Origin of the sequence: Burkholderia sp. R-40 (assembly GCF_049942845.1) — a bacterium.
GTDB classification, from domain to species: Bacteria; Pseudomonadota; Gammaproteobacteria; order Burkholderiales; family Burkholderiaceae; genus Burkholderia; species Burkholderia ambifaria.
Genome location: NZ_CP187968.1, coordinates 310040 through 329351 on the forward strand (window position 1 = coordinate 310040; position 19312 = coordinate 329351).

A 19312-nucleotide genomic window follows, 5' to 3' on the forward strand; every position below is an offset into this window, starting at 1 on the left:
ACTAAACCCGACCCAGCCCGGCCACAGATTGCGGGGCTCCGCAACCGGCCAGCCGTCGAGCACGGCTCCCGGGTGCCCCATCGTGCCGGGGGGCTAACGAGAAGTGGCACTGCCCGAAGCGGGTACGGCACCGTACCGACTTCAAGCCAGGCTGCGAGCAACGTATGCCGTACGCTTCGATTTTCGGCCTGCATGGGGTGCATTCGCACCGGTCCGAAAGCACCCACCGGAATGGACTATATCGCGGGCATTAGCCGTCATGTTCGATTTCAAGGAGTCGCGCCCCGCGAGACCATCGGCGCGCATCAAGCCTCCTGAGACACCAGGCGTGGAGGGCTTGATTACGCTCGCCGTTGGCGTCACGGTCGTCGCTGCGCTCTATTTCGCGCGCGAGATCCTGATCCCGGTCACGCTAGCGATTCTGCTCAGCTTCCTGGTCGCTCCGCTGGCCAATCTTCTTGGCCGCATCAGGCTTGGCCATGTGGTCTCGGTTCTCCTTGCGGTGACGATGTCGCTCTCGGTGATCGTCGTGATCGGGGCGGTGATCGCCGCCCAGATCACGGATCTCGCTGTTGATATCCCCCGTTATCAGGCGAGTATCGACAAAAAGATCGATGCCGTGCATGGACTCACGGTTGAAAAATTGAACCGGCTGGCAAGTGCTGCTGGCCAGGCGCTTCAACGGGCAACCGTTGACCCGCCGAAAGCGATACGCGAATCTGCTTCATCATCCGCCGGCTCCCAACCGCCTATGGCGCTTCCCGTCGAGGTGCGCGAGCCAGCCCAGACACCATTCCAGCTTGCACGGCGCATACTGTCTCCCGTCGTCAGTCCACTTGAGACGGCCTTCATCGTATTTATCGTCACGATCGTCATTCTGTTGCAACGTGATGATCTTCGGGATCGCACTATCCGGTTGTTTGGCTCGAGAGATCTGCATCGGACCACCACCGCAATGGACGAGGCCGCACGGCGCCTCAGCCGATATTTCGTTTCGCAACTCGGCGTAAACGCAGGCGTGGGCATCGTAATCGGGATCGGGCTGTCCATTATTGGCGTACCGGGCCCAGTGCTGTGGGGGATTCTGGCCGCGCTGTTGCGTCTTGTTCCCTACGTCGGAATCTGGATCTCCGCCATTCTGGCTACCGCGCTCGCCGCGGCCGTCAGTCCGGAGTGGTCGATGGCGATCTGGTCGCTGGTGCTTTTCCTGATCGTCGAGTTGCTGGTCGGTCAGGTCGTCGAGCCGCTGCTGTACGGCCATAGCACTGGCCTTTCCCCATTTTCGGTCGTCGTAGCTGCGATTTTCTGGAGCTGGATATGGGGGCCAATTGGGCTCATTCTGTCCACTCCGCTGACACTTTGCCTGCTGGTCCTCGGTCGCCACGTTACGCGGCTCGAATTTCTCGACGTGCTGCTTGGCGACCAGCCCGCGCTGACTCCGGTCGAAAACTTTTACCAGCGAGCGCTCGCCGGCGACCCGGATGACGCAATAGAGCAAGCCAGGATACTGCTTCGCGACCGGCCGCTCTCTTCCTATTACGATGAAATCGTCCTCAAGGGTTTGCAGCTTGCGGCCGACGACGTCTCGCGTGGCGGCGTATCGCCGGCACAACTGGCGCGAATCGAGACCACCGTCAACGACATCATCGAGGGTCTGGAAGGCTTCGCGGACACCGATCCGGGTACCAACGCAGCGGCGGGCAACCGGGGCGCGCTGGCGCCAGCCGCTGGCGGACAAAAGGTATCGTGCGAACCCGCGCCACATGCTGTTTCGCCCAGCATCGAAGGTCCCCCGGTTCCGCGCGCCGGCAAACAGATTCTTTGCATAGCCGGCCGGGGACCGCTCGACGAGTTGGCATCGGCCATGCTCGTCCAGCTTCTCGGCAAGCACGATCTCGATTGCCGGGCGGTCAGCCATGACGCAGCCTCGCGCGTCCGGATCGGCGGTTTGGACGTCACCGAGGTGACCGTGGTGTGTATTTTTTATCTAGGTATCGATGGAATCCCGTCCCACCTCCGTTACCTGTTGCGACGTGTACGACAACGCCTGCCGGACGCGTTGATCGTCGTTGGTCTCTGGCCGGCAGGCGATACCGATCAGTGGAGCAAGGATCTCCAGAGTGCGATCGGTGCCGATCACTATGCTACTTCGATCCGGGATATGGTCAAGGCATGCCTTGTCTCGACCTGCACGGCAAGCGCGCTCGGCCCTGAGCCACAACTTGACGGCCGTTGCAGCGTAAGGGGAATGCAGTGACAAGGGCACATGGCTGCTTGCCTTTGCAGCACAGGCACCACGATCGAATCGATACGCGCATCAATGACCTTCACGACAGGCTCAGATCACCGCGGCGCAAGAAGAACTTTGGCACAAGGTCGCGCGGGTCATGCGCGACAATGCGGGCACGATGGACGCGCTCAGACGGGCGAGAACGAGTCATGCCAACACTATGAGCGCGGTCGACGACCTCAAGTCCTATGGCCAGGTTGCCGACGTTCATGCGGACGGCATCAGAAGGCTCACCCCTGCGTTTCAGATGTTATACGACAGCATGTCCGATGCCCAGAAGAGGAATGCCGATCTGATTTTCCGGACTCACCATCGACACTCCGCGAGGAAGGGGTGATCGCGAGACACCCGCAGCGGGAAGCGGACCGGTGCCCACGTTCGGCGCTCCAGATCTCAGACAGGAGAACATCATGAAAACTCCAGAAGTACGCGTCGCGTCGGTCGGCTCGATGATGACCAGAAGCATGACGGCGGTTGGCCTGGCCTTGGCGATTGGCGGCATGTCCATGGCGTCGGCGCTCGGCGCGGACTACGGCGACTACGACGGTCAGCAGCATGGCCCGTATGACGGCTATCAGCATGATCAAAGCCAGCTACAGCAGCACTGCATGGACAACGGGTACCGGCCGCACCATGGACACCGATGGGATCACCGCGATCGGCATGCCTATCAACATCCGGACAATGTCTACCGTCGCGGCGACTACTAGGACTCCCAGGACTATGTGTACGCGCCGCCCCCTGTCGTTTATGCCCCTCAGCCCGCGCCGGGCGTCAGCCTGTTCATACCGCTCCGATTCCGGTAGCGTGCGGAATCGCACGGGACGTTGTCCGCTGAGCCGAATGGCAACGGAACCGGGACAGAACGCCGTTCGGTCTCGTTCGGTTTCCGTGCTTTCCGATTGCTGCGCCGGCAACATTTTTCCATGACGTTATTGCGGTTCCATTCCGTCCGGATTGTGCGACCGCGCGGAGGGCGACATGCACAAACCTGCCGAGCTTGCCGAAAAATTCTTCGGCATACCCTATGAATCGTTGGACGAGCGCACGAAAAATGTTGCACGCCTCATCGCGGAACGAAAGCACATAGCGAGAGACTCCACGCAAACGCTCGATGCAACGGCAACGCGCGGCCAGCGCGCAGCGGATGCCGTTGCGGCCTTCGGTGGGTCGTGGATATTCATCACGTGCTTTATTGTGGTCATGGTCGTCTGGGTCAGCCTGAATTCGCTGATTCTGGCAACGTACAGCAAGGCCTTCGACCCTTACCCGTATATCCTGCTCAACCTGTTTCTGTCGATGCTGGCAGCAATCCAGGCGCCCATTATCCTGATGGCCCAGAACCGGCAGTCATACAAGGATCGGGTGTCGGCCGAACACGATTATGAAATCAATCTGAAGGCCGAACTCGAGATCATGTTGCTCCATGAAAAATTGGACGGGTTGCGCGAGGAGCAATGGACTGAATTGCTGAACATGCAGAAGGAACAGCTGGCTGCGCTGAAGAACCTGCTCGAACCTGGCAGGACGTGAGCGATCGCACATCAGGATCGGCGGCTTCGCGACGCCCCTTCTTCTTTTCCGGCAATCGGGACGTCGATGCAAGCAATTCTTCGCGGATTGCCGCGGGTGTCGCTTGACGACCCGAACCGGCCGAACCAGCCAGTCGGCTCCAGCACCATCGATTCGCTATGCGTATCGGTTTTCGATTCTTGTCAACGGGTACCCGTGCGAAACGTGCAGCCGCGACCATCGAATGCCTACCCTTCCGGACAAGGCGCCGCGCATGGCGCGATGTGGCCTTGGCGCAGGAGTTCGCTGGCGCGAGCGGCCCCCACCGCTTCGCTGAAACGGAAGCCTTGCGCACTTGTCGCCCGATTCGTCGCAGCCAGCAGCGCACGCTGTTGCTCCGTCTCCACGCCTTGGGCAATGACTCCGATCCCGATACTGTGCGCAAAGGTGACGATGGCATGTATCGTCGCCGCACTCTCTGGATCGCTGGTTGACCGGTGGATAAGGGATCGCGCGATCTTGAGATGGTTCACGCGATAAGCCTTGACATACTCAAATGACGCGTAATTGCTACCGAAATCATCGATGGCAAGCTTCGCGCCGAGCGCATGCAGCTGCGGGAGTATGTCGCTTTGTGCCCACGACAGCCTGGCCAGTGTCGCCTCGGTCACGTCGAATTCCAGATCGGAGAGGGCAAGGTGCCACTTCGCGGCAGCTTCAGCGACATCGCGCACGAACGTTTGAGCACTCCAGAGCTCGAAGAGAGACAGATTGATCGCGATCATCAGCGGGGCCACCCCCTCGTCGCGCCACGCTCTCATTTGCCGGCACGCCTGATCCAGCACCCAGCGACCAAGCGCTGCCATGGAGCCTTCCCTCTCGGCGATCGGAATGAACACACCGGGAGCAATGAGGCCTCGCGTCGGGTGATGCCAGCGAACCAGCCCTTCCATTCCGAGAATGTTTCCGGAGGACAACTCAACCTCGGGTTGGTACTGGAGTTCCAGTTCGCCGCGATCCATCGCTCCTTTCAAGTCGTCGGCGAGTGCGACACGTTCGCGTACTTCGTGGTCCAGTTCGTCGGAATGAAAGCGGTACCGGTTGCCGCCGTGATGCTTCGCGCGGTGGAGCGCCAAATCGGTCTGCATCAGCATGGCGTCTGCTCCACTGTCGCCCTGGACGTACGCCCGGATGCCGATGCTCACCGAAATCCGCACATCGTTACCATCAAGCACATAGGGAGCCGCCAGCGCCGCCTGGAGCTTCGCAGCCAGTGCCCCGGCGTCCGCCGGCTCGATGATCTCGCCCTGCACCACGGCAAACGCATCGCCGCCCAACCGTGCAACCAGGTCGCTTTCCTGAACGCAATTCCCGAGGCGCTCCGCCACCTCCCGAAGCAACGGGTCGCCGATCGGATAACCCAGCCTGTCGTTGACCGGCCTGAAGCGGTCGAGAGCGACAAACAAGATCGCAAACGGCATGGTGCCATGTCGGGCCGCGGCGAAAGCGTGGCGCACCCGCGCGAGGAAGCCGGCACGATTCGCCGTTCCCGTGAGCGCGTCGGTATGAGCGAGCCGCGCGATCTTTTCCTCCGCCGCCTTGCGCTCGGCAATGTCGATGATGATCCCTTCGACTTCGATTAGCCGTCCATCCTTGTCGCGAACCGGAACATAGCGATTCTCGACACAACGGTAAGCGCCGTCGCCAGTGCGCAAGCGGAACTCGATCGAGACCCCTTCGGTGTCCTTGTCCAGTATTCGCGCCAGCGCCGCATCGACTCTGGCCTGGTCGTCCTGCGCGACAAGCTCGTTGGCCCAGACTGGCGAATCGAGCAAGGTAGCGCGGTCGTGGCCGAACCTGGCGATGTCATGCGATATGTAGATGAGCGGAAACGATGGCACGCCGCGCAGACGGTAAAGAATGACCGGACTGTTCTGGACGATGACGTTGGCTTCGGCAAGCGCATTGATTCTTTCCTCGACGAGCTCTTCCAGGTCGCCCGTCTTGAAGGCCGCCTCTTTCGTCATTTGCCACTTCGTGGTCAGCACGCTGGCCGTCTGACGGACCTCGATGTTGTTCAATGGCATCTTGAGAATGAGCAGCCGGTCGTCTGCGCCCAGGCGCCTGGCCAGGGTGCCCCAAGGGGTATCGGAATGCGGGCTGCATAGGGCAAACTGCAGCTTCGGATCCACTTGCCAGAGTCGCTCGATGGTCTGAAGGCAGTCCCAACCGTGCAGCATGTGCGTGTCGACAAAGGCCATCGCATAGGGTTTGTCCTCCTCCAGCGCACGCACGACCCGCTCCAGCGCGTCCCGGCCCTGATAGGCGCAATCGATCTGAAACGCCGCTCGACCGGCTGGAACCTCGCCGAACAACGGCGCCCGGGTTGCGGCCAGCGCAGTTTCGCCGTCCAGTGGGCGAGCGAGGATCTTGCGGAAATTCTGGTGCGCCGCAACGTTGTCGTTGATCACGAGGACGCGACGATTGACCGAATCGCTCTGCGCGCTCACGCAGGACCCTTGACGGTGCCAGTGGTGGGTCGAGGGCAACGGTTTCGCCTTTGCAGGCGTCATCGCACCGTGTCTGCCGGAGCGCACGCGCCTGGGCAGCCAGTGCGGTTCCATGTAAGCCCCGGCGTGAGGCCCAGACCGTGCCTCCCCCTGTCCGTGGTGAAGCCTAGATTGAAAACGCATGCCAGGTTCTCCCCGCAATCCCGGTAACGGTTGCCGCTGAATCGAACGGATCTCAAGTGTTGCGCCGACAAAAAGTGCGCCGAACACGGATAGGGACGCATCGATCTCGCCCAGCGCGATCGCATTCGTATCGAGCCGATTGGCGGCGTGGGGTCGGTCGAAGCCTCACGGTGACGGGTCGGGCCGCAGATACACGATTGCTTAGGACAGTTGGACGATTCCGGCCGCTCCACGCTTGCAGCGATGTTGATTCAATACGTCAACGTCGACTCACCGCGGCACCGCTGTACGTCTGGCCCCGCATGTGTTGGGTCGAACTCAGCCCCAAAGATTGGCCCAATTTCGTCAGACGATCGAAGTATAGTCGCGCGCATCGATCTGACAAACTTTCGTGACCGCGAATCTCATTCGCGCTTGACGGCGAATCGACGGTCGGACGCGGTATGGTCAGGTTGGGGGGCGGGTAGCCGCGCACCTGATAGACGCCGGGCACATCGCAGCAGCCGACGAAACGATGGCCACCACTTTCCGCTGGGACGCACATGCAATCAATCAGCGGGGCCGAGCAGAACGTCAATCGCTGCCTGCCCAGCGATCTCGGCAACAAGGTATGCCCAGCGTCGGGTAAATGGGCCGTTTCGAAGCGGTATCCGATGCCCATGCGCGCCAAGTATGCCGAGATTGTCGCGCCCCTTTATCTGGAACGTGACATCGAACATATCTGGAGCGGATGCGATCAGTTGGATATCAATTTCAAATCCGCGGTACTTGATCGTGCGCTGCATGACAACCTCCGCTACTTGGAAGGAGCCTAGCATGAATGAAATACGCTTGAGATCGCCGGCGTGTGGTCAAGCACCTGCAGGACATCAGCGAGGATGATGTGGAGGACTAAGACACGTTCGCTGGAGCGTACCAGTACGATAACGGCGAAGGCACTCAGACGGCGCGCGAGTCGTATCAGTGACTGTGGGACAGCTGACCGCCGCGCGGAGCAATAGCAGGGACGCAAATCCGTGGGTCTGGGTCGCCGAATTCAGGAGGGTGTCTTGACACTACTCATCCCCGAAACTTCCCTCGTCGATGAGCAAGTGGCAGTAGGCGTTAGAGGCGTCGAGGGCCAGGCTCTCAGAAATGAACATGCCAGGCACATTCATCTGCGAAATCACGGTTTCGGTTGTACCGTTCCAATGACGCCGAAGAACATCAATCGTGCTGCACCACTGGCCATTGTCGCCAAATTTTGCAGAGACTCGATAGAAATAGCCGCGATATGGCTTGAATCCGTCCAGATTCATTGCAGCCCCCTGCTCGGCCAGTGGTCATCGTAGCACGCGCCGGATACTGAGATTGCAGGAAGCGGCGCACCGAATGTTTAAATTTGACGGGGAGCTTTGGCGGGCATGGCGTCAAATTTACAACAGCCACCATTGTATCCGGATCACGCTTGATCGCCCCAATCTCGACGTCGTAGCCACGATAGGCCGCGTGCTTGCCGTCTTCGGTCACGCGCGGCTCGCAGTTCATCTCCTAACCCGTCACAAATTTTTCTGCATTGCATCAACGTACCTTTTGAGACAGGAGGGTTCGTAGCATGGACCTATCCAAAGGCAAGCGCGCAACTGCGAAGGAGGCCGCCGCTTTCCCCGGCGTTGCCTACCAAACATCAGTTGCATCGATCGCGGCTGCACTGTGATTCAGCGATTCAGGCTGGGAAATAAAACGCTTGTCTACGACCTCGACTCGCTATACAGGTCTCTCGCGTCATGCACATCGAAACCATCACAAAAAATGGCCGCAGGCGGGTTCGCTGGACGTTCGAGCGCGTCATCGAAGGCGCGCGTATCCGTAAAACCAAAGGCATTCCCTGCGGGACTTTCTGTGCGCGAAGTTGGCGAGTTAGGCCGCCAGTGGGATGCAGAGGTGTATGCACTCGCAACTGGGTGCGCGAATACCGACCGTAACAATTGGCGAATGCGTACAGATCCACGTATGGACAAAGGGTCCGAGTAGAAGGATCGCAAGACCCGGCTTCAAATTCTCACGAAGTATTCGCCCGAATTTGAGGATCAAGCGGCGCTGATTCTGTACGACTGTTCGATTCGATTTGCGGGTTCATGCGCTCGAACGTTGACCGCCAGCGCGGCTGGATGCAACGGTCGAACGCGGTGCCATGCCCCCCGAACGGAGACCGAGTGGACACGCAGCAAGACGGTTCGACCGGCATGTCGCCGTCCAGGTACGCCCGCCGTCGAGTGCGCCCATGGCCGATCTTAGGAGCTGCTTTCAATCGATTGTCAGTAGGAGCGAAAAACACATAGCGTAACGGGGCCCCTCTTCGCCCGACGGTGAAGGGAACCGTCCGCAGAGCATGCGAACGGGTCCTTCGACAACAAGCGGCACGCAATCGAATGAAGAGCAAGCGTCCGGCACGAACGGACATGCGACACGAATAACCGCATTTGTGAGCGCCGGGCCTGCTCTGTCAGTCAGACCGTGCCCCCACACCTCGACTCCCCCGCCTGATTCTCTAGGAGATCCCTCATGAAAACCCCTGAGCCCTCAATGCTCGCGCTTCTTCTCAGCGCCATGTTCGCCGGAATCGCCCCAGCCGCAGCCCCCGGCAACCTGCCTCCGATACAGCGCGCCAATCAGGTCCTACTTGTCAGGCGGCATTGGACTGGATCAATCGATCGCCATCAGGGGGGCCATGCGCGGCTACGTTCTCGTGCTCACCTTCATCCGCCGCACCCGAGGCGGGAACGAATATTTGTCCGACGTACTGGTGACGATCACGGGTATGAAAGGAAATACGGTTCCGGAGACGCCGTCCGATGGCCGCCCGTTCATGCTGGCCAATCTGAGAATCGGACGTTGTGCGATCAATGCCAGCTATAAGGGCCGATCCGAACGATACATCGTGGATGCATACGTTCATCTGGTTCATGTAAGCATGAGAACCCGTTTTTTCTTCACACACGCGGCTGTCGGTCCAACGACCTGTTGAGCCTACACGGCCGCGTCTATCCGCCGAGGCACGGCGTCCCGTTGTAATCGACGATGAAGCAACAATCCGCACTGCGAGTTCGCCGTCGGCAGCCAATTCGCATTGTCGAATGCCTGCATCCTCGGCTTCACGTCACATCCGCGTAACTCGCCAACGCTTGAAACGCATCGGCCTTTCCATTCGAGTCGATTCGACACCCTGATCTGCATCGATTGGCACGCACTCTGTACGCTTTCGTACCGCGTTGATTGCGCATTGCGGGTACCGTGTAAAGCATGCCGGTTATCCGTTACGACGTCGCGCCAGACTGCGAACCGCGTGAATGAAAGGGATCGGCACGAATCGCCCTTCATCCGCGGGCGAGTGACTGGACGCCACCGCACGGCTCGCGATTCAGCCGGATCATCGGCATGCCGCGCATCGATCTGAAGAGAACGTCATGTTACGAAGCACCAAGGCATTACACGGAAGTGCGGTGCGTGCAAAGGACGGAGACATCGGACACGTCAATCAAGCCTACTTCGACAACGACTGGTGCATCCGTTACCTCGTCGTCAAGACGGAGGACTGGCTGCACGAGAGGCAGGTGCTCATCTCGCCCTACTGCATCAAGCACACCGACTCCCGGTCCAGAACGCTGCATGTCGACCTCACGCGCCAGCAAGTGGGAGACAGCCCGGATCTGGACACACACCAACCCGTATCCCGCCAACACGAGATCGAATACCTGAGCTACTACCATTATCCGCGCTACTGGGATGGCCCGAACCGGTGGGGCATGACCGGATACCCTACGTCCGGTTCTGCCACCCTGTCGCGAGAACTCGAGGCCGGAAATCCACTCCCCTCCCTCACAATGCCCCGCGATGTGCCGGCCGATGTGCCGACGGATACGCATCTGCACGGCACCAGCAGAGTCAAGGGCTATCGGCTCGAAGCCACGGCTGGACGCATCGGCCACGTGTCTGACTTCGTCTACGACGATGAAGCCTGGGTGATCCGCTATCTCGCAATCAGTACGCGGAACTGGTGGTTGACCAACAAGGAAATTCTGATCGCAACGCACTGGCTCGACCGGGTGAACTGGGCCACGGAAACGGTATCAACCGCGCTCAACCGCGACTCGATTCGCCACAGTCCCGAATACGACGATTCACAGCCCGTCTACCGAAGCGACGAGATTGCGTTGTATCAGTTTTACGGCAAGCATGGCTACTGGCTGAATGCCGAATCATCCTCGGCCCGCGGGACGCTTTGATGCCACCAGCATGACCGCTGCGGCCCTCAGGGTCGTCCATCGCGAACTCTTTATCGGTTCGTATCGAAAAAGCTACGTGTTCGCGTTCATGCCCGTCATCTCGGCCGCAGAATTCATCGAACTGGTCAATCCGCGCCTGCCGTCGCATCACGTATTCAAGGCCGGGAAGCGCGTGTTTCTCGTGACGCCTGCATCTGCCGATACCGGTGCGACCAAGTTCGACTTTTCGCCAAGACGCGCCGGGCGAGCGGCGTAGTCATCTATCTACGTTCGTCTCGTCCGTCGGTCAATCGCCGTCGCGCACTTCGATTAGATCCATCACCTCGACCTACCTCCCCACCTGGGCGCCGAGTACCGACGCACCCGAGTCATCGCGGCACACCGTTCCGCGGTCGACGCCGGGCAAGCCAGGCGACCGCGATTTCCCTTCAAACGCTCAGTGAAATATCGGTTCCGTATCGGGCGCACGTGATTGCGCGCACCTTGATGAGACATGTGCCAACACTATAATTTTTTTGAAGGTAAGTTCGCATTCGAACGACATTCCGAACTCATAGAAAAAAGGACGCATTGCCGCCATCCTGTCCGGTCGTCGGATCGGTAAAGTATGATGGGTGTCTCGTCCCGCCGATTTCTGCTGCGCCCATATCGGCCGGATTCACCATCGTCAGCCGCGCGCAGGAGCCTCGCATGCAGGACAACCCGCCCATTACCGAAAATCACCTGCTTGCCGCGCTGCCCGAAAACGAACGCGCTCACCTCGCCGCTTACCTGGCCCTTGTCGACATGCCGTTGGGAAAAGTGCTGTACGAGTCGGGGGGCCAGCTTCATCACGTCTTTTTTCCGACCACGTCGATCGTTTCGTTGCTGTATGTGATGGAGGACGGCTCGTCCGCTGAAATCGCGATCGTCGGCCATGAGGGCATGATCGGCGTGTCGCTGTTCATGGGCGGCGAAACGACGCCGAGTCGCGCCGTCGTGCAAAGCGCGGGGCAGGCCTACCGGCTCGACGCGCGCATTCTGAAAGAAGAATTCCGGCGCGGCAATGCGATGCAACGCCTGTTGTTGCGCTATACCCAGGCGCTCATCACGCAGATGGCTCAGACCGCAGTATGCAACCGGCATCACTCGATCGACCAGCAACTTTGCCGCTGGCTGCTGCTCAGCCTCGACCGCCTGCCTTCGAACCAGTTGCGCATGACGCAGGAGCTGATCGCCAACATGCTGGGCGTGCGCAGGTCGGGCGTGACAGAAGCTGCATTGAAGCTGCAAGACGCAGGCCTCATCCGCTACAACTACGGCCATATCGAAGTGCTGGACCGCCCGGGGCTCGAAAAACGCGTGTGCGAATGCTATGGGGTGGTCAAACGCGAATTCGATCGCCTGCTTCCCGATCTGAAGCGACTCTAGCCGCTACTGCACCGCGAATGTCCGTGACGCTCCCGAAGGGCGTGAAACCGGAGCATCGACACGTTCGCGCTCTCGACGAGACGGATTAGCTACCTTCCGACTACCCAGTACGGAGTCCGGTTGTAGTACTGGTGAAGCGACAATCCCCACTGTGATTGCATCATCACCGGCCAATGCTCGTCGTCGAAGTTCGGGCTGCCTTTGACATGCGCGCCGCGCAACCTGCACTAACGGTGCTTGATGTGCGGCGACTTCCGGTGATGCTTTCGATGGGCCGGGCGCGAAATCATCCTGGTGACACCGCCGATCGATGGCGGATCGCTGGCGGGGAATGTCCCCTCGACCGCCTCGTCGACATTGCGTTCGCTCTTGCCACCGTTCGTATGCTGCTCTCGATACCTGCTGCGCATATCCACCTCCATGGAACTGAGTGCCGGACGAGGCCGGCCCGGATTCGACGCGCTGCGTGTCGGCGACACGCCAGCGTGGAATGCCGCCGGTCACAACGCCAGCATAGGCCCGATCCGAATATTCCGCCGGGAACGCGCGTGTTTCGCCGCAACGCGCCGGACATGCCGGTCCGCACACGCTCGGGGGCCGCTCCGGTTCCGCTCGTCACCCGCACCGACAAACCGTCCGGCATCGGACATACTGAGCCCGCGCGTCGAGCGTATAGCGCGTATGACCTGAGCCGTTTCTTGTAGCATTTGGCAAGTGAGTTCTCTTTTATCCTGGTGGCAAGGAGAACTCGATGAAGAAGCGATTTACCGACGAGCAGATCATCCGCAACTTGCGGGAGGCCGAGAACCGGGACGAGCCGGTGAAGGATCGGTGCAAGCGCCACAACATCTAGGAACAGACGTTCTATCGTTGGCGCAACAAGTTGACTCGGCGGGGTCTCTCGCAACGCAAGGCATGTGGTTATCTGGGGTTGAGCTGCCGGGTGGCCACTTGTACGCTCAAGCAACCGGAGAAAGATCGGATCTACAACGAGCGCCGGCCTCATAGCGCGCATCGCTATCAACCTCCTGCCACGGTCCGTCGAGCCTGGCTGGATTCCGATAATATCGACGCGAGACTCACTACTTGATCGGTCACGAAATTCCGCCTCAGGTTAGGTACGACCAGCGCGATATCGTGCGACGAATGCGAGGCATCGACGCCCATCCCGGTGTGTGCCGTCCCGCGCGTGCCGCGTGCAGTCTCGACGACACCGCATGGCGACCTGCGCTCGACGCGCGGCGAGCGCGACGTTATCCATGCAGGACATTCAAAGTGACCGAAACGATTGGATGCCTCATCTTCGGGGCCCTACTGATTTTCATGGGACTCATCGGATCGTCGCTTAAGCGCTTGCCGCTGAGCGCGGCCATGGTGTATCTCGGCATCGGCTTTCTGATCGGGCCGTCCGGTATCGGTTTCCTGGCGATGACATTGCCTGATGACGTCACGCGCTTGCGCATCGCTGCCGAAATCGGCTTGCTGATCTCGCTGTTCGCGATCGGCCTGAGGTTGCGTGTCCCGCCCGCCGATCGCCGCTGGATGCTGCCGCTGCGGCTTGGCGTCGTCGCGATGATCTTCACCGTCGCGTCGATCGCCGCGCTTGGCATGCTGGTGCTGCATTTGAGTCTCGGCGTCGCGGTGCTGCTGGGTGCGATGATCGCGCCGACGGATCCCGTGCTCGCTCATGACGTCGGCGTGCGCGACGCGGGTGATGTCGAACTGGTGCGCTTTTCGTTGTCTGGCGAAGGCGGGATCAACGACGGCACGGCCTATCCGTGCGCGGTGCTCGGCCTGCTATTGTGCGATTCCAGCACGACGTCGGCGCTTCACTGGAACATGGTCGGCGGCGTTGCATGGGGTATCGCCTCCGGTGTGGGCGTCGGCTGGTTGCTTGGCTTGGCCACCGCCCGGCTCGTCGCATTTCTGCGCAGCCGTCACGGACAGGCGCTCGGCCTCGAAGGGTTTTTCGCGCTGGGCCTGATCATGCTGTCATATGGCGCGGCGCTCGCCGTTCACGGCTACGGGTTCCTGGCCGTGTTCGCTGCGGGCGTCGCGATGCGACGCGTCGAGCATCGCACGAGCGGCCGGAAGACGTCGAAGGAGACGGTCGGCGTCGTGGACAGCGAGGATGTCGAAGCCACCTCCACCAACCCCGACAAAGCTCATGCCTTCGTCGCTGAATCGGTCATGGGATTCACGATCGAGCTGGAACACATCGCCGAAGCCGTGCTGATCCTGCTGATTGGCGCGCTCGTCTCCCGCTATTGGGCCGATATGCTCACCTGGACAGGCGCGGCCGTGGTTGCGTCACTGCTGCTCGTCATCCGGCCGACCGCTACCTGGCTTGCGCTGATCGGTTCCCGGGCGTCGCGCCACCAGCGCCGGCTGATCGGCTGGTTCGGCATCCGTGGCGTGGGTTCCCTGTATTACCTGATGCTGTCCCTCGAGCAAGGGCCGCGCGCGGAACTGTTGCCGCTGGTTCCGCAAGTACTGGCCATCATCGCCGTGTCGATCGTGCTGCACGGCATTTCGGCCACGCCGCTTATGCGCCGCTATGCGTAAGACTCAGGCGGACGCTGTGGCGCGCTGCGCGCCAGCGTCGAGCGGTCCAGTGCGATGCCGCCGGCACGCAAGTGCCGGGTGGCCGGACGCAAGTCGCCCTTCTCCTTCATGCAGGACACGTGCTCGATGCACCCGGTTCGGAACGTGCATCGAATCTTTCGATATCAAAGTAGCCGAACGCTGGCGCGGAGCCTGGCCGGCAAGGTACCGGGCGCACGCGGGTCATGGCGGACATCGCCGGAAAGCATCTGCATGACGATTTGAAGCGACGCCAACCACCACTGCACGGCATCGTACCGACTCCCCCCTTTTTCTCGCCCATTCTGTGTCTGCACACATTTGCGGCAGTGGTCGATATTGATACACGGTACGCTCCAATCAGGAGGATCCATGAAACATCATTTAGGCACACCACTTGATCAACGCGATCAGGCGACCCGACAGAAGCAGCGGGAAGATTTCGACCGCGCCGACATCGAGCGGTCCGAAAAGCGCATCCGGCAGGATGCCGGCATCAATTCCAATGCGACCAAGTGGCGTTATTCGCGTCCCGACAATCGGGCGAGATGAGCTATGCAAGGCGCCTTATGGCTTCCACGAGGCCGACCGGTGTTCAGCCGTCATATCGCGATGGAGCGTGGCCAGCGAGTTCGCGGCTAGACTGGCGGGCCTCTGGGCCGACGCATTTGACTGGGTACAGGCACGCTCCAATCTGCGCTTGCCGCGGTGTGCAGGGTCAACGGTGTCGAGTCCCGTCGCTACCTCGTCATGTAGGGCAGCACATCGCCGTTCGCCACAATCGCCGAGCCGACGATCACGAGGCACGGATGCCATGACGGTGCGATCTCATGTGAAAAGCGCTTGCCGACCCATGACAGCCAGCGGGCTGGCAGGCCGCACTCATTGTGCTTCGGAGCGTGAAGATGATGCTGTCGGCACAGGCCTGTGTCCGGCCAGTATCTCTCATAAGCCGGCGATCGATCCGATCGCCACCCGCATGCATACGCTGGCTTGCCGCCTCCGATTCGCGTACGGCAGTACGGCATCGTACCGACTTCCATCACGACGGCGCACAGCATGTGTCGGGGTGCCTTGGTTGTCGCGCGCCAAAACGCCCGATACGAGGCTTCGATCGGTTCGTGGTTTCGTATCGGTGAGACAGGCGACCCATGCCAAGGAGCAATGTGATGAACAGGGATCAAGTGAAAGGCCGCATCGATGAAGCAAAAGGCAAACTGAAGGAAATGATCGGCAGGATCCTGGGGAATCGAACGACCAGAATGCAGGGTACGGTCGAGCAGGTCGTCGGAAAGACACAAGCCTCATTCGGTGACGCGAAAGCGCAATTCAAGAAGCGACCGTAGGGTGTGCGCGCGGCTCGTTCCGACGCGCCGCGCGATCGTGCAAATTGCGGTTGACTCGCCGGGTGCCGATAACACACGTCTGCACCCGGCGAATTCCGTTTCCAGCCGGCCGTCACGATGCCGCAGTGTGTCGGGTGTGATCGCTGTGCGCGGCGGCAAGTGGTGTGTGCTGCTCGTCTCCCACGCCGGGAAAGAATGCGTTCCACACGTCTCGGACACCTTTCGCTACGGTCGCATCCGCGGCAATCGTCTCCTGGTCGCCCGACTTGTCCGGATCGGAGCGCAAGCCTCGCCAACGCGTAAAGGCGAGCATCGGCTTTTCCGTCCATTCGCCATCACCAAACTTCGCAAACGCCGTGTCGCCGCTCACCAGTCGCACTTCATACCATCCGTCGCGAACAGGCGCATACCGGTTCAGCGTAAACCATCGTGTAGATTGGATTTTCATCATTGCCTCACTTGTCCATGGAGTGTTGTACGCGACAAAACTCCCATCTCGTCCGGTCGACGCGTGCGCGCTTCCTAATAATCGGCGCACCGATTCAGCCACATCCGGCCTGCTGACGTCATATTGATGGAGCCGCCGGTGCGCGACTCGTATGCGAGCCCGTGAGTCAATAGTTCATTGGCTATGGAGCGTGGAATATCGGCTTGGGAATCCGGAATTCGATCAAGCGATTTGAGGGTCTCGACGACCTCGGGTGAAAGTGGGATGCACATGGCAGCCTCCTCGGTGTTGATTTTATCGTGAACCGGACGACACGCGTTGGTCTGTACGGTATCGACTATTTTGAAGCGAATTCTTCCGCAACCGCACCGCAACCCGGTGATTTATCCGTATCGAAAATATGATTCGGCATCCGATATTTTTATTGCGAAACCATTGTCAAGCGCGCACACTGAAGATACCTGCCGGTTTTTTGTCAAGGCATCGGCGCCCTTGAATCCTTCGGCGCCAACGGTTGCTCTGTCAGGAGCAAATCATGACCATCCCCACTCTCGAATATCGCGGACGTGAACTCCGCGTCTATTCACAAATGCTTTTCCCGCCGTTCGGCGATCCCCACGCCCCCGGCCCGAAGCGTTTCACTTCAATCGTGCGCATCGATACGATTCCGGCGACCTCGGCAACGGCACCGCGTTACTCGACCATTTTCGAACATGGCGCTCCGCAAACGGCGGCGCTCGCACTCGACCTGGCGATGCAATTCGGCAAGGACATCGTGGACGGCAAGATCGCCCCCACAGCGATCTGATCCGTCCGCCGCATCCCGCTCGACGCGGCGTCTCGCGAGGCGGGCACACCTCACTCAGGAGCGATTCATGAAATATTACTCAGGCCCCGCAATTGATCGGCGCGATGACGCGACCCGGCAAAAGCAGCGGGACGATCTGGTCCGCGCCGACATCGAGCGGTCCGAAAAGCGCATCCGTCAAGATGCCGGCATCAATTCCAATGCGAGCAAGTGGCGTTATTTGCGTCCCGACAGTCGGGCGAGATGAGCGGGGCTTGCTCCGCGAACCGTTGCAGGCCGGTCCCGCATGGCAGGGCACCGGCGTGTCGCGATCACGCATACAGGCGCAGACGCATCGAGAAATCGGCGACCGCCTTGATGCCGCTCTGCTCCGCGCAACGGCACCAATCCTGCAACTGAACCAGCAATTGCTCGTGCGATGCGTGTGACCGCGTCCATAGCTCCAGCAACGCCTCGTACATATCCACGTACACGCGTATTCGCCGGTTCGCATTGGGGCTCGTCAACGCACGCAGATCGGGCTTGTCCCGATGGCCCCAGGCCTGGCGCAGCCAGCGTTTCATGCCGAGCGCGAACGCGCGCTTGTCGTCGCGGCTCATGTCCTTGATGCGGCGCAGTTCCCGTCGGCAGGCGAGTTCGAGCATGCGCGCATAGGCGGCCATCACCGCATGCCGATTGCGGATGATCGCTTGCAGCGTTGCGTCGTCGACCACTGCCTTGTTCGGCAGCGGGCGCGGCTTCGTTGCGACTCGCCGAACGGTCGCCAGTCTCAATGCTGCCAGCAGGCGGATGTACAGCCAGCCGATGTCGAACTCGAACCAGCGGTTCGACAGCCTGGCGGACGTCACGTATGCGTGGTGATTGTTATGCAGTTCTTCCCCGCCGATCAGGATGCCCAGCGGGAAAAGGTTGGTACTCGCATCAAGCGTCGCGAAATTCCGATAACCGCTGAAGTGGCCGCAACCGTTGACCACGCCGCCAGCCCAGAACGGAATCCACATCATCTGGATCGCCCACGCCGCCACGCCGGGCAGCCCGAACAGCCCGACGTCGATCACGGCCAGCAGCCCGACGCCGAGGTTCGGATAGCGGGCATAGACGTGGCGTTCGAGCCAGTCGTCCGGCGTACCCAATCCATACCGGCGCAGCGTTTCCTCGTTCCGCACCTCCTCCCGGTACAGTTCCGCGCCGCGAAGCAGCACGGTCGCGAGGCCGCGGGTTCGCGGGCTATGCGGGTCTTCCTGCGTCTCGCTCTTCGCGTGATGCTTGCGATGCACCGCGACCCACTGCGGCGTCAACATACCGGTCGTCAACCACAGCCAGAACCGGAAGAAGTGGCTGACGCAGGGGTGCAGATCCAACGCGCGGTGCGCCTGACAGCGGTGCAGGTACACCGTCACGCCGATGATGGTGACATGCGTGAGCGCGAGCACGACCCACGCAAGCTGCCACCAGGACAGCCTCAGCTCACCGTTCAGAAGAAATGCCGACATATCGGTCACACTCCGAGCCATTCTCGTATAGTGCACGCTTCGCCGTGACGGCGAGTGCGCCTGCCGATTCCCTTCCCTTCATCCGGCCGGCCTGTTTCCCGATCTATTTCCCGACCTGATTGCCGACAACCCCGCCGACGGCCGCGCCGCCAACCGTACCCAACGCGCTGCCGCCCGTCAGGACCGCACCGGCGACGCCGCCGACACCGGCCCCGATCACGGTATCCGTTCCACGGCGAGACATACCGCCGCAACCGGTCAGCACGACCATCGTCATGGTGACTATCGCCATCTCGACCGCCACGGAATGTAGCTTTCTCATGATTATCTCCTCGGGTTGCCGCTGCGTCGTCCGATCCGGCTCGAAGCACGGAAGCCCATGCGCTGACGTCTCGATGGAATTCGAAACATCGGTTCATGATGGGAGGTAAATCGCGCACAGTCCGTCCGCTAACGTACCGGCC

At 60.6% G+C, this 19312-nt stretch carries 19 protein-coding genes and 1 pseudogene; 14 read left to right on the plus strand and 6 right to left on the minus strand.

What is annotated here, in order from left to right:
• The first annotated feature begins 259 nt into the window (after positions 1-259).
• From ACP26O_RS17710 to ACP26O_RS17725, 4 genes are all read left to right on the plus strand, one after another.
• The gene (locus tag ACP26O_RS17710; protein ID WP_175663607.1) at positions 260-2257 is read left to right on the plus strand and encodes an AI-2E family transporter; all 1998 of its coding nucleotides are present in this window, start codon (positions 260-262) and stop codon (positions 2255-2257) included.
• Between the two features lie 130 nt (positions 2258-2387).
• The gene (locus ACP26O_RS17715; RefSeq protein ID WP_228909707.1) at positions 2388-2627 is read left to right on the plus strand and encodes a hypothetical protein; all 240 of its coding nucleotides are present in this window, start codon (positions 2388-2390) and stop codon (positions 2625-2627) included.
• Between the two features lie 73 nt (positions 2628-2700).
• Complete coding sequence (locus ACP26O_RS17720; RefSeq protein ID WP_426356357.1) at positions 2701-3000, plus strand: hypothetical protein; 300 nt, start codon at positions 2701-2703, stop codon at positions 2998-3000.
• Positions 3001-3271: 271 nt separating this feature from the next.
• On the plus strand, positions 3272-3823 hold the full coding sequence (locus ACP26O_RS17725) for a DUF1003 domain-containing protein (RefSeq protein WP_012365732.1): 552 nt from the start codon (positions 3272-3274) through the stop codon (positions 3821-3823).
• A 227-nt stretch (positions 3824-4050) separates the two neighbouring features.
• Here the strand turns inward: ACP26O_RS17725 and ACP26O_RS17730 are convergent, their stop codons facing one another.
• The 3 genes from ACP26O_RS17730 to ACP26O_RS17740 all read right to left on the minus strand — a co-directional run bounded on the left by ACP26O_RS17730 (position 4051) and on the right by ACP26O_RS17740 (position 7793).
• Positions 4051-6426, minus strand: a complete 2376-nt coding sequence (locus ACP26O_RS17730) for an EAL domain-containing protein (protein ID WP_426356358.1) — start codon at positions 6424-6426, stop codon at positions 4051-4053.
• Between the two features lie 617 nt (positions 6427-7043).
• Positions 7044-7280 (minus strand): hypothetical protein, encoded by a 237-nt coding sequence (locus ACP26O_RS17735; protein ID WP_175663605.1) that lies wholly within the window; start codon positions 7278-7280, stop codon positions 7044-7046.
• A 270-nt stretch (positions 7281-7550) separates the two neighbouring features.
• Complete coding sequence (locus tag ACP26O_RS17740) at positions 7551-7793, minus strand: hypothetical protein (protein WP_175663604.1); 243 nt, start codon at positions 7791-7793, stop codon at positions 7551-7553.
• A 1364-nt stretch (positions 7794-9157) separates the two neighbouring features.
• On the opposite strand from ACP26O_RS17740, the gene ACP26O_RS17745 reads away from it, so the two are divergent.
• The 8 genes and pseudogenes from ACP26O_RS17745 (at position 9158) to ACP26O_RS17780 (ending at position 16099) form a co-directional block, all read left to right on the plus strand.
• Positions 9158-9502, plus strand: coding sequence for a carboxypeptidase regulatory-like domain-containing protein (locus tag ACP26O_RS17745; protein WP_175663603.1), 345 nt, complete (start codon positions 9158-9160; stop codon positions 9500-9502).
• Between the two features lie 439 nt (positions 9503-9941).
• On the plus strand, positions 9942-10760 hold the full coding sequence (locus ACP26O_RS17750) for a PRC-barrel domain-containing protein (RefSeq protein ID WP_175663602.1): 819 nt from the start codon (positions 9942-9944) through the stop codon (positions 10758-10760).
• Positions 10761-10770: 10 nt separating this feature from the next.
• Positions 10771-11016, plus strand: coding sequence for a hypothetical protein (locus ACP26O_RS17755; protein ID WP_175663601.1), 246 nt, complete (start codon positions 10771-10773; stop codon positions 11014-11016).
• 434 nt (positions 11017-11450) lie between these two features.
• Positions 11451-12170, plus strand: coding sequence for a Crp/Fnr family transcriptional regulator (locus tag ACP26O_RS17760; RefSeq protein WP_426356359.1), 720 nt, complete (start codon positions 11451-11453; stop codon positions 12168-12170).
• Between the two features lie 751 nt (positions 12171-12921).
• Positions 12922-13167 (plus strand): annotated as a pseudogene (locus tag ACP26O_RS17765) (transposase); the annotation flags it as partial.
• A 278-nt stretch (positions 13168-13445) separates the two neighbouring features.
• On the plus strand, positions 13446-14735 hold the full coding sequence (locus ACP26O_RS17770) for a cation:proton antiporter (protein WP_175663599.1): 1290 nt from the start codon (positions 13446-13448) through the stop codon (positions 14733-14735).
• A gap of 390 nt (positions 14736-15125) precedes the next feature.
• Positions 15126-15305, plus strand: a complete 180-nt coding sequence (locus ACP26O_RS17775; RefSeq protein ID WP_006755260.1) for a hypothetical protein — start codon at positions 15126-15128, stop codon at positions 15303-15305.
• Between the two features lie 617 nt (positions 15306-15922).
• Complete coding sequence (locus tag ACP26O_RS17780) at positions 15923-16099, plus strand: CsbD family protein (protein ID WP_006755261.1); 177 nt, start codon at positions 15923-15925, stop codon at positions 16097-16099.
• A 112-nt stretch (positions 16100-16211) separates the two neighbouring features.
• Here the strand turns inward: ACP26O_RS17780 and ACP26O_RS17785 are convergent, their stop codons facing one another.
• A complete protein-coding gene (locus tag ACP26O_RS17785) occupies positions 16212-16547 on the minus strand; it encodes a hypothetical protein (RefSeq protein ID WP_175663816.1) in 336 nt (111 codons plus the stop codon).
• A gap of 535 nt (positions 16548-17082) precedes the next feature.
• On the opposite strand from ACP26O_RS17785, the gene ACP26O_RS17790 reads away from it, so the two are divergent.
• Together ACP26O_RS17790 and ACP26O_RS17795 are read left to right on the plus strand one after the other, a co-directional pair.
• Positions 17083-17355, plus strand: coding sequence for a hypothetical protein (locus ACP26O_RS17790; protein WP_175663598.1), 273 nt, complete (start codon positions 17083-17085; stop codon positions 17353-17355).
• A 67-nt stretch (positions 17356-17422) separates the two neighbouring features.
• The gene (locus ACP26O_RS17795; protein ID WP_006755265.1) at positions 17423-17602 is read left to right on the plus strand and encodes a hypothetical protein; all 180 of its coding nucleotides are present in this window, start codon (positions 17423-17425) and stop codon (positions 17600-17602) included.
• 64 nt (positions 17603-17666) lie between these two features.
• Here the strand turns inward: ACP26O_RS17795 and ACP26O_RS17800 are convergent, their stop codons facing one another.
• Together ACP26O_RS17800 and ACP26O_RS17805 are read right to left on the minus strand one after the other, a co-directional pair.
• Positions 17667-18848 (minus strand): DesA family fatty acid desaturase, encoded by a 1182-nt coding sequence (locus tag ACP26O_RS17800; protein WP_407045215.1) that lies wholly within the window; start codon positions 18846-18848, stop codon positions 17667-17669.
• 103 nt (positions 18849-18951) lie between these two features.
• Complete coding sequence (locus ACP26O_RS17805; RefSeq protein WP_012365720.1) at positions 18952-19170, minus strand: glycine zipper 2TM domain-containing protein; 219 nt, start codon at positions 19168-19170, stop codon at positions 18952-18954.
• Positions 19171-19312: the final 142 nt, after the last annotated feature.

What these genes read in the sequence shown, in the direction of transcription:
- ACP26O_RS17755 (WP_175663601.1), top strand. Translation starts at nt 10,771, where the DNA reads ATGACCGCTGCGGCCCTCAGGGTCGTCCATCGCGAACTCTTTATCGGT.
- ACP26O_RS17750 (WP_175663602.1), top strand. Translation starts at nt 9,942, where the DNA reads ATGTTACGAAGCACCAAGGCATTACACGGAAGTGCGGTGCGTGCAAAG.
- ACP26O_RS17760 (WP_426356359.1), top strand. Translation starts at nt 11,451, where the DNA reads ATGCAGGACAACCCGCCCATTACCGAAAATCACCTGCTTGCCGCGCTG.
- ACP26O_RS17735 (WP_175663605.1), bottom strand. Translation starts at nt 7,280, where the DNA reads ATGCAGCGCACGATCAAGTACCGCGGATTTGAAATTGATATCCAACTG.
- ACP26O_RS17715 (WP_228909707.1), top strand. Translation starts at nt 2,388, where the DNA reads ATGCGCGACAATGCGGGCACGATGGACGCGCTCAGACGGGCGAGAACG.
- ACP26O_RS17720 (WP_426356357.1), top strand. Translation starts at nt 2,701, where the DNA reads ATGAAAACTCCAGAAGTACGCGTCGCGTCGGTCGGCTCGATGATGACC.
- ACP26O_RS17775 (WP_006755260.1), top strand. Translation starts at nt 15,126, where the DNA reads ATGAAACATCATTTAGGCACACCACTTGATCAACGCGATCAGGCGACC.
- ACP26O_RS17740 (WP_175663604.1), bottom strand. Translation starts at nt 7,793, where the DNA reads ATGAATCTGGACGGATTCAAGCCATATCGCGGCTATTTCTATCGAGTC.
- ACP26O_RS17730 (WP_426356358.1), bottom strand. Translation starts at nt 6,426, where the DNA reads ATGGAACCGCACTGGCTGCCCAGGCGCGTGCGCTCCGGCAGACACGGT.
- ACP26O_RS17710 (WP_175663607.1), top strand. Translation starts at nt 260, where the DNA reads ATGTTCGATTTCAAGGAGTCGCGCCCCGCGAGACCATCGGCGCGCATC.
- ACP26O_RS17800 (WP_407045215.1), bottom strand. Translation starts at nt 18,848, where the DNA reads ATGTCGGCATTTCTTCTGAACGGTGAGCTGAGGCTGTCCTGGTGGCAG.
- ACP26O_RS17795 (WP_006755265.1), top strand. Translation starts at nt 17,423, where the DNA reads ATGAAATATTACTCAGGCCCCGCAATTGATCGGCGCGATGACGCGACC.
- ACP26O_RS17805 (WP_012365720.1), bottom strand. Translation starts at nt 19,170, where the DNA reads ATGAGAAAGCTACATTCCGTGGCGGTCGAGATGGCGATAGTCACCATG.
- ACP26O_RS17785 (WP_175663816.1), bottom strand. Translation starts at nt 16,547, where the DNA reads ATGAAAATCCAATCTACACGATGGTTTACGCTGAACCGGTATGCGCCT.
- ACP26O_RS17780 (WP_006755261.1), top strand. Translation starts at nt 15,923, where the DNA reads ATGAACAGGGATCAAGTGAAAGGCCGCATCGATGAAGCAAAAGGCAAA.
- ACP26O_RS17790 (WP_175663598.1), top strand. Translation starts at nt 17,083, where the DNA reads ATGACCATCCCCACTCTCGAATATCGCGGACGTGAACTCCGCGTCTAT.
- ACP26O_RS17725 (WP_012365732.1), top strand. Translation starts at nt 3,272, where the DNA reads ATGCACAAACCTGCCGAGCTTGCCGAAAAATTCTTCGGCATACCCTAT.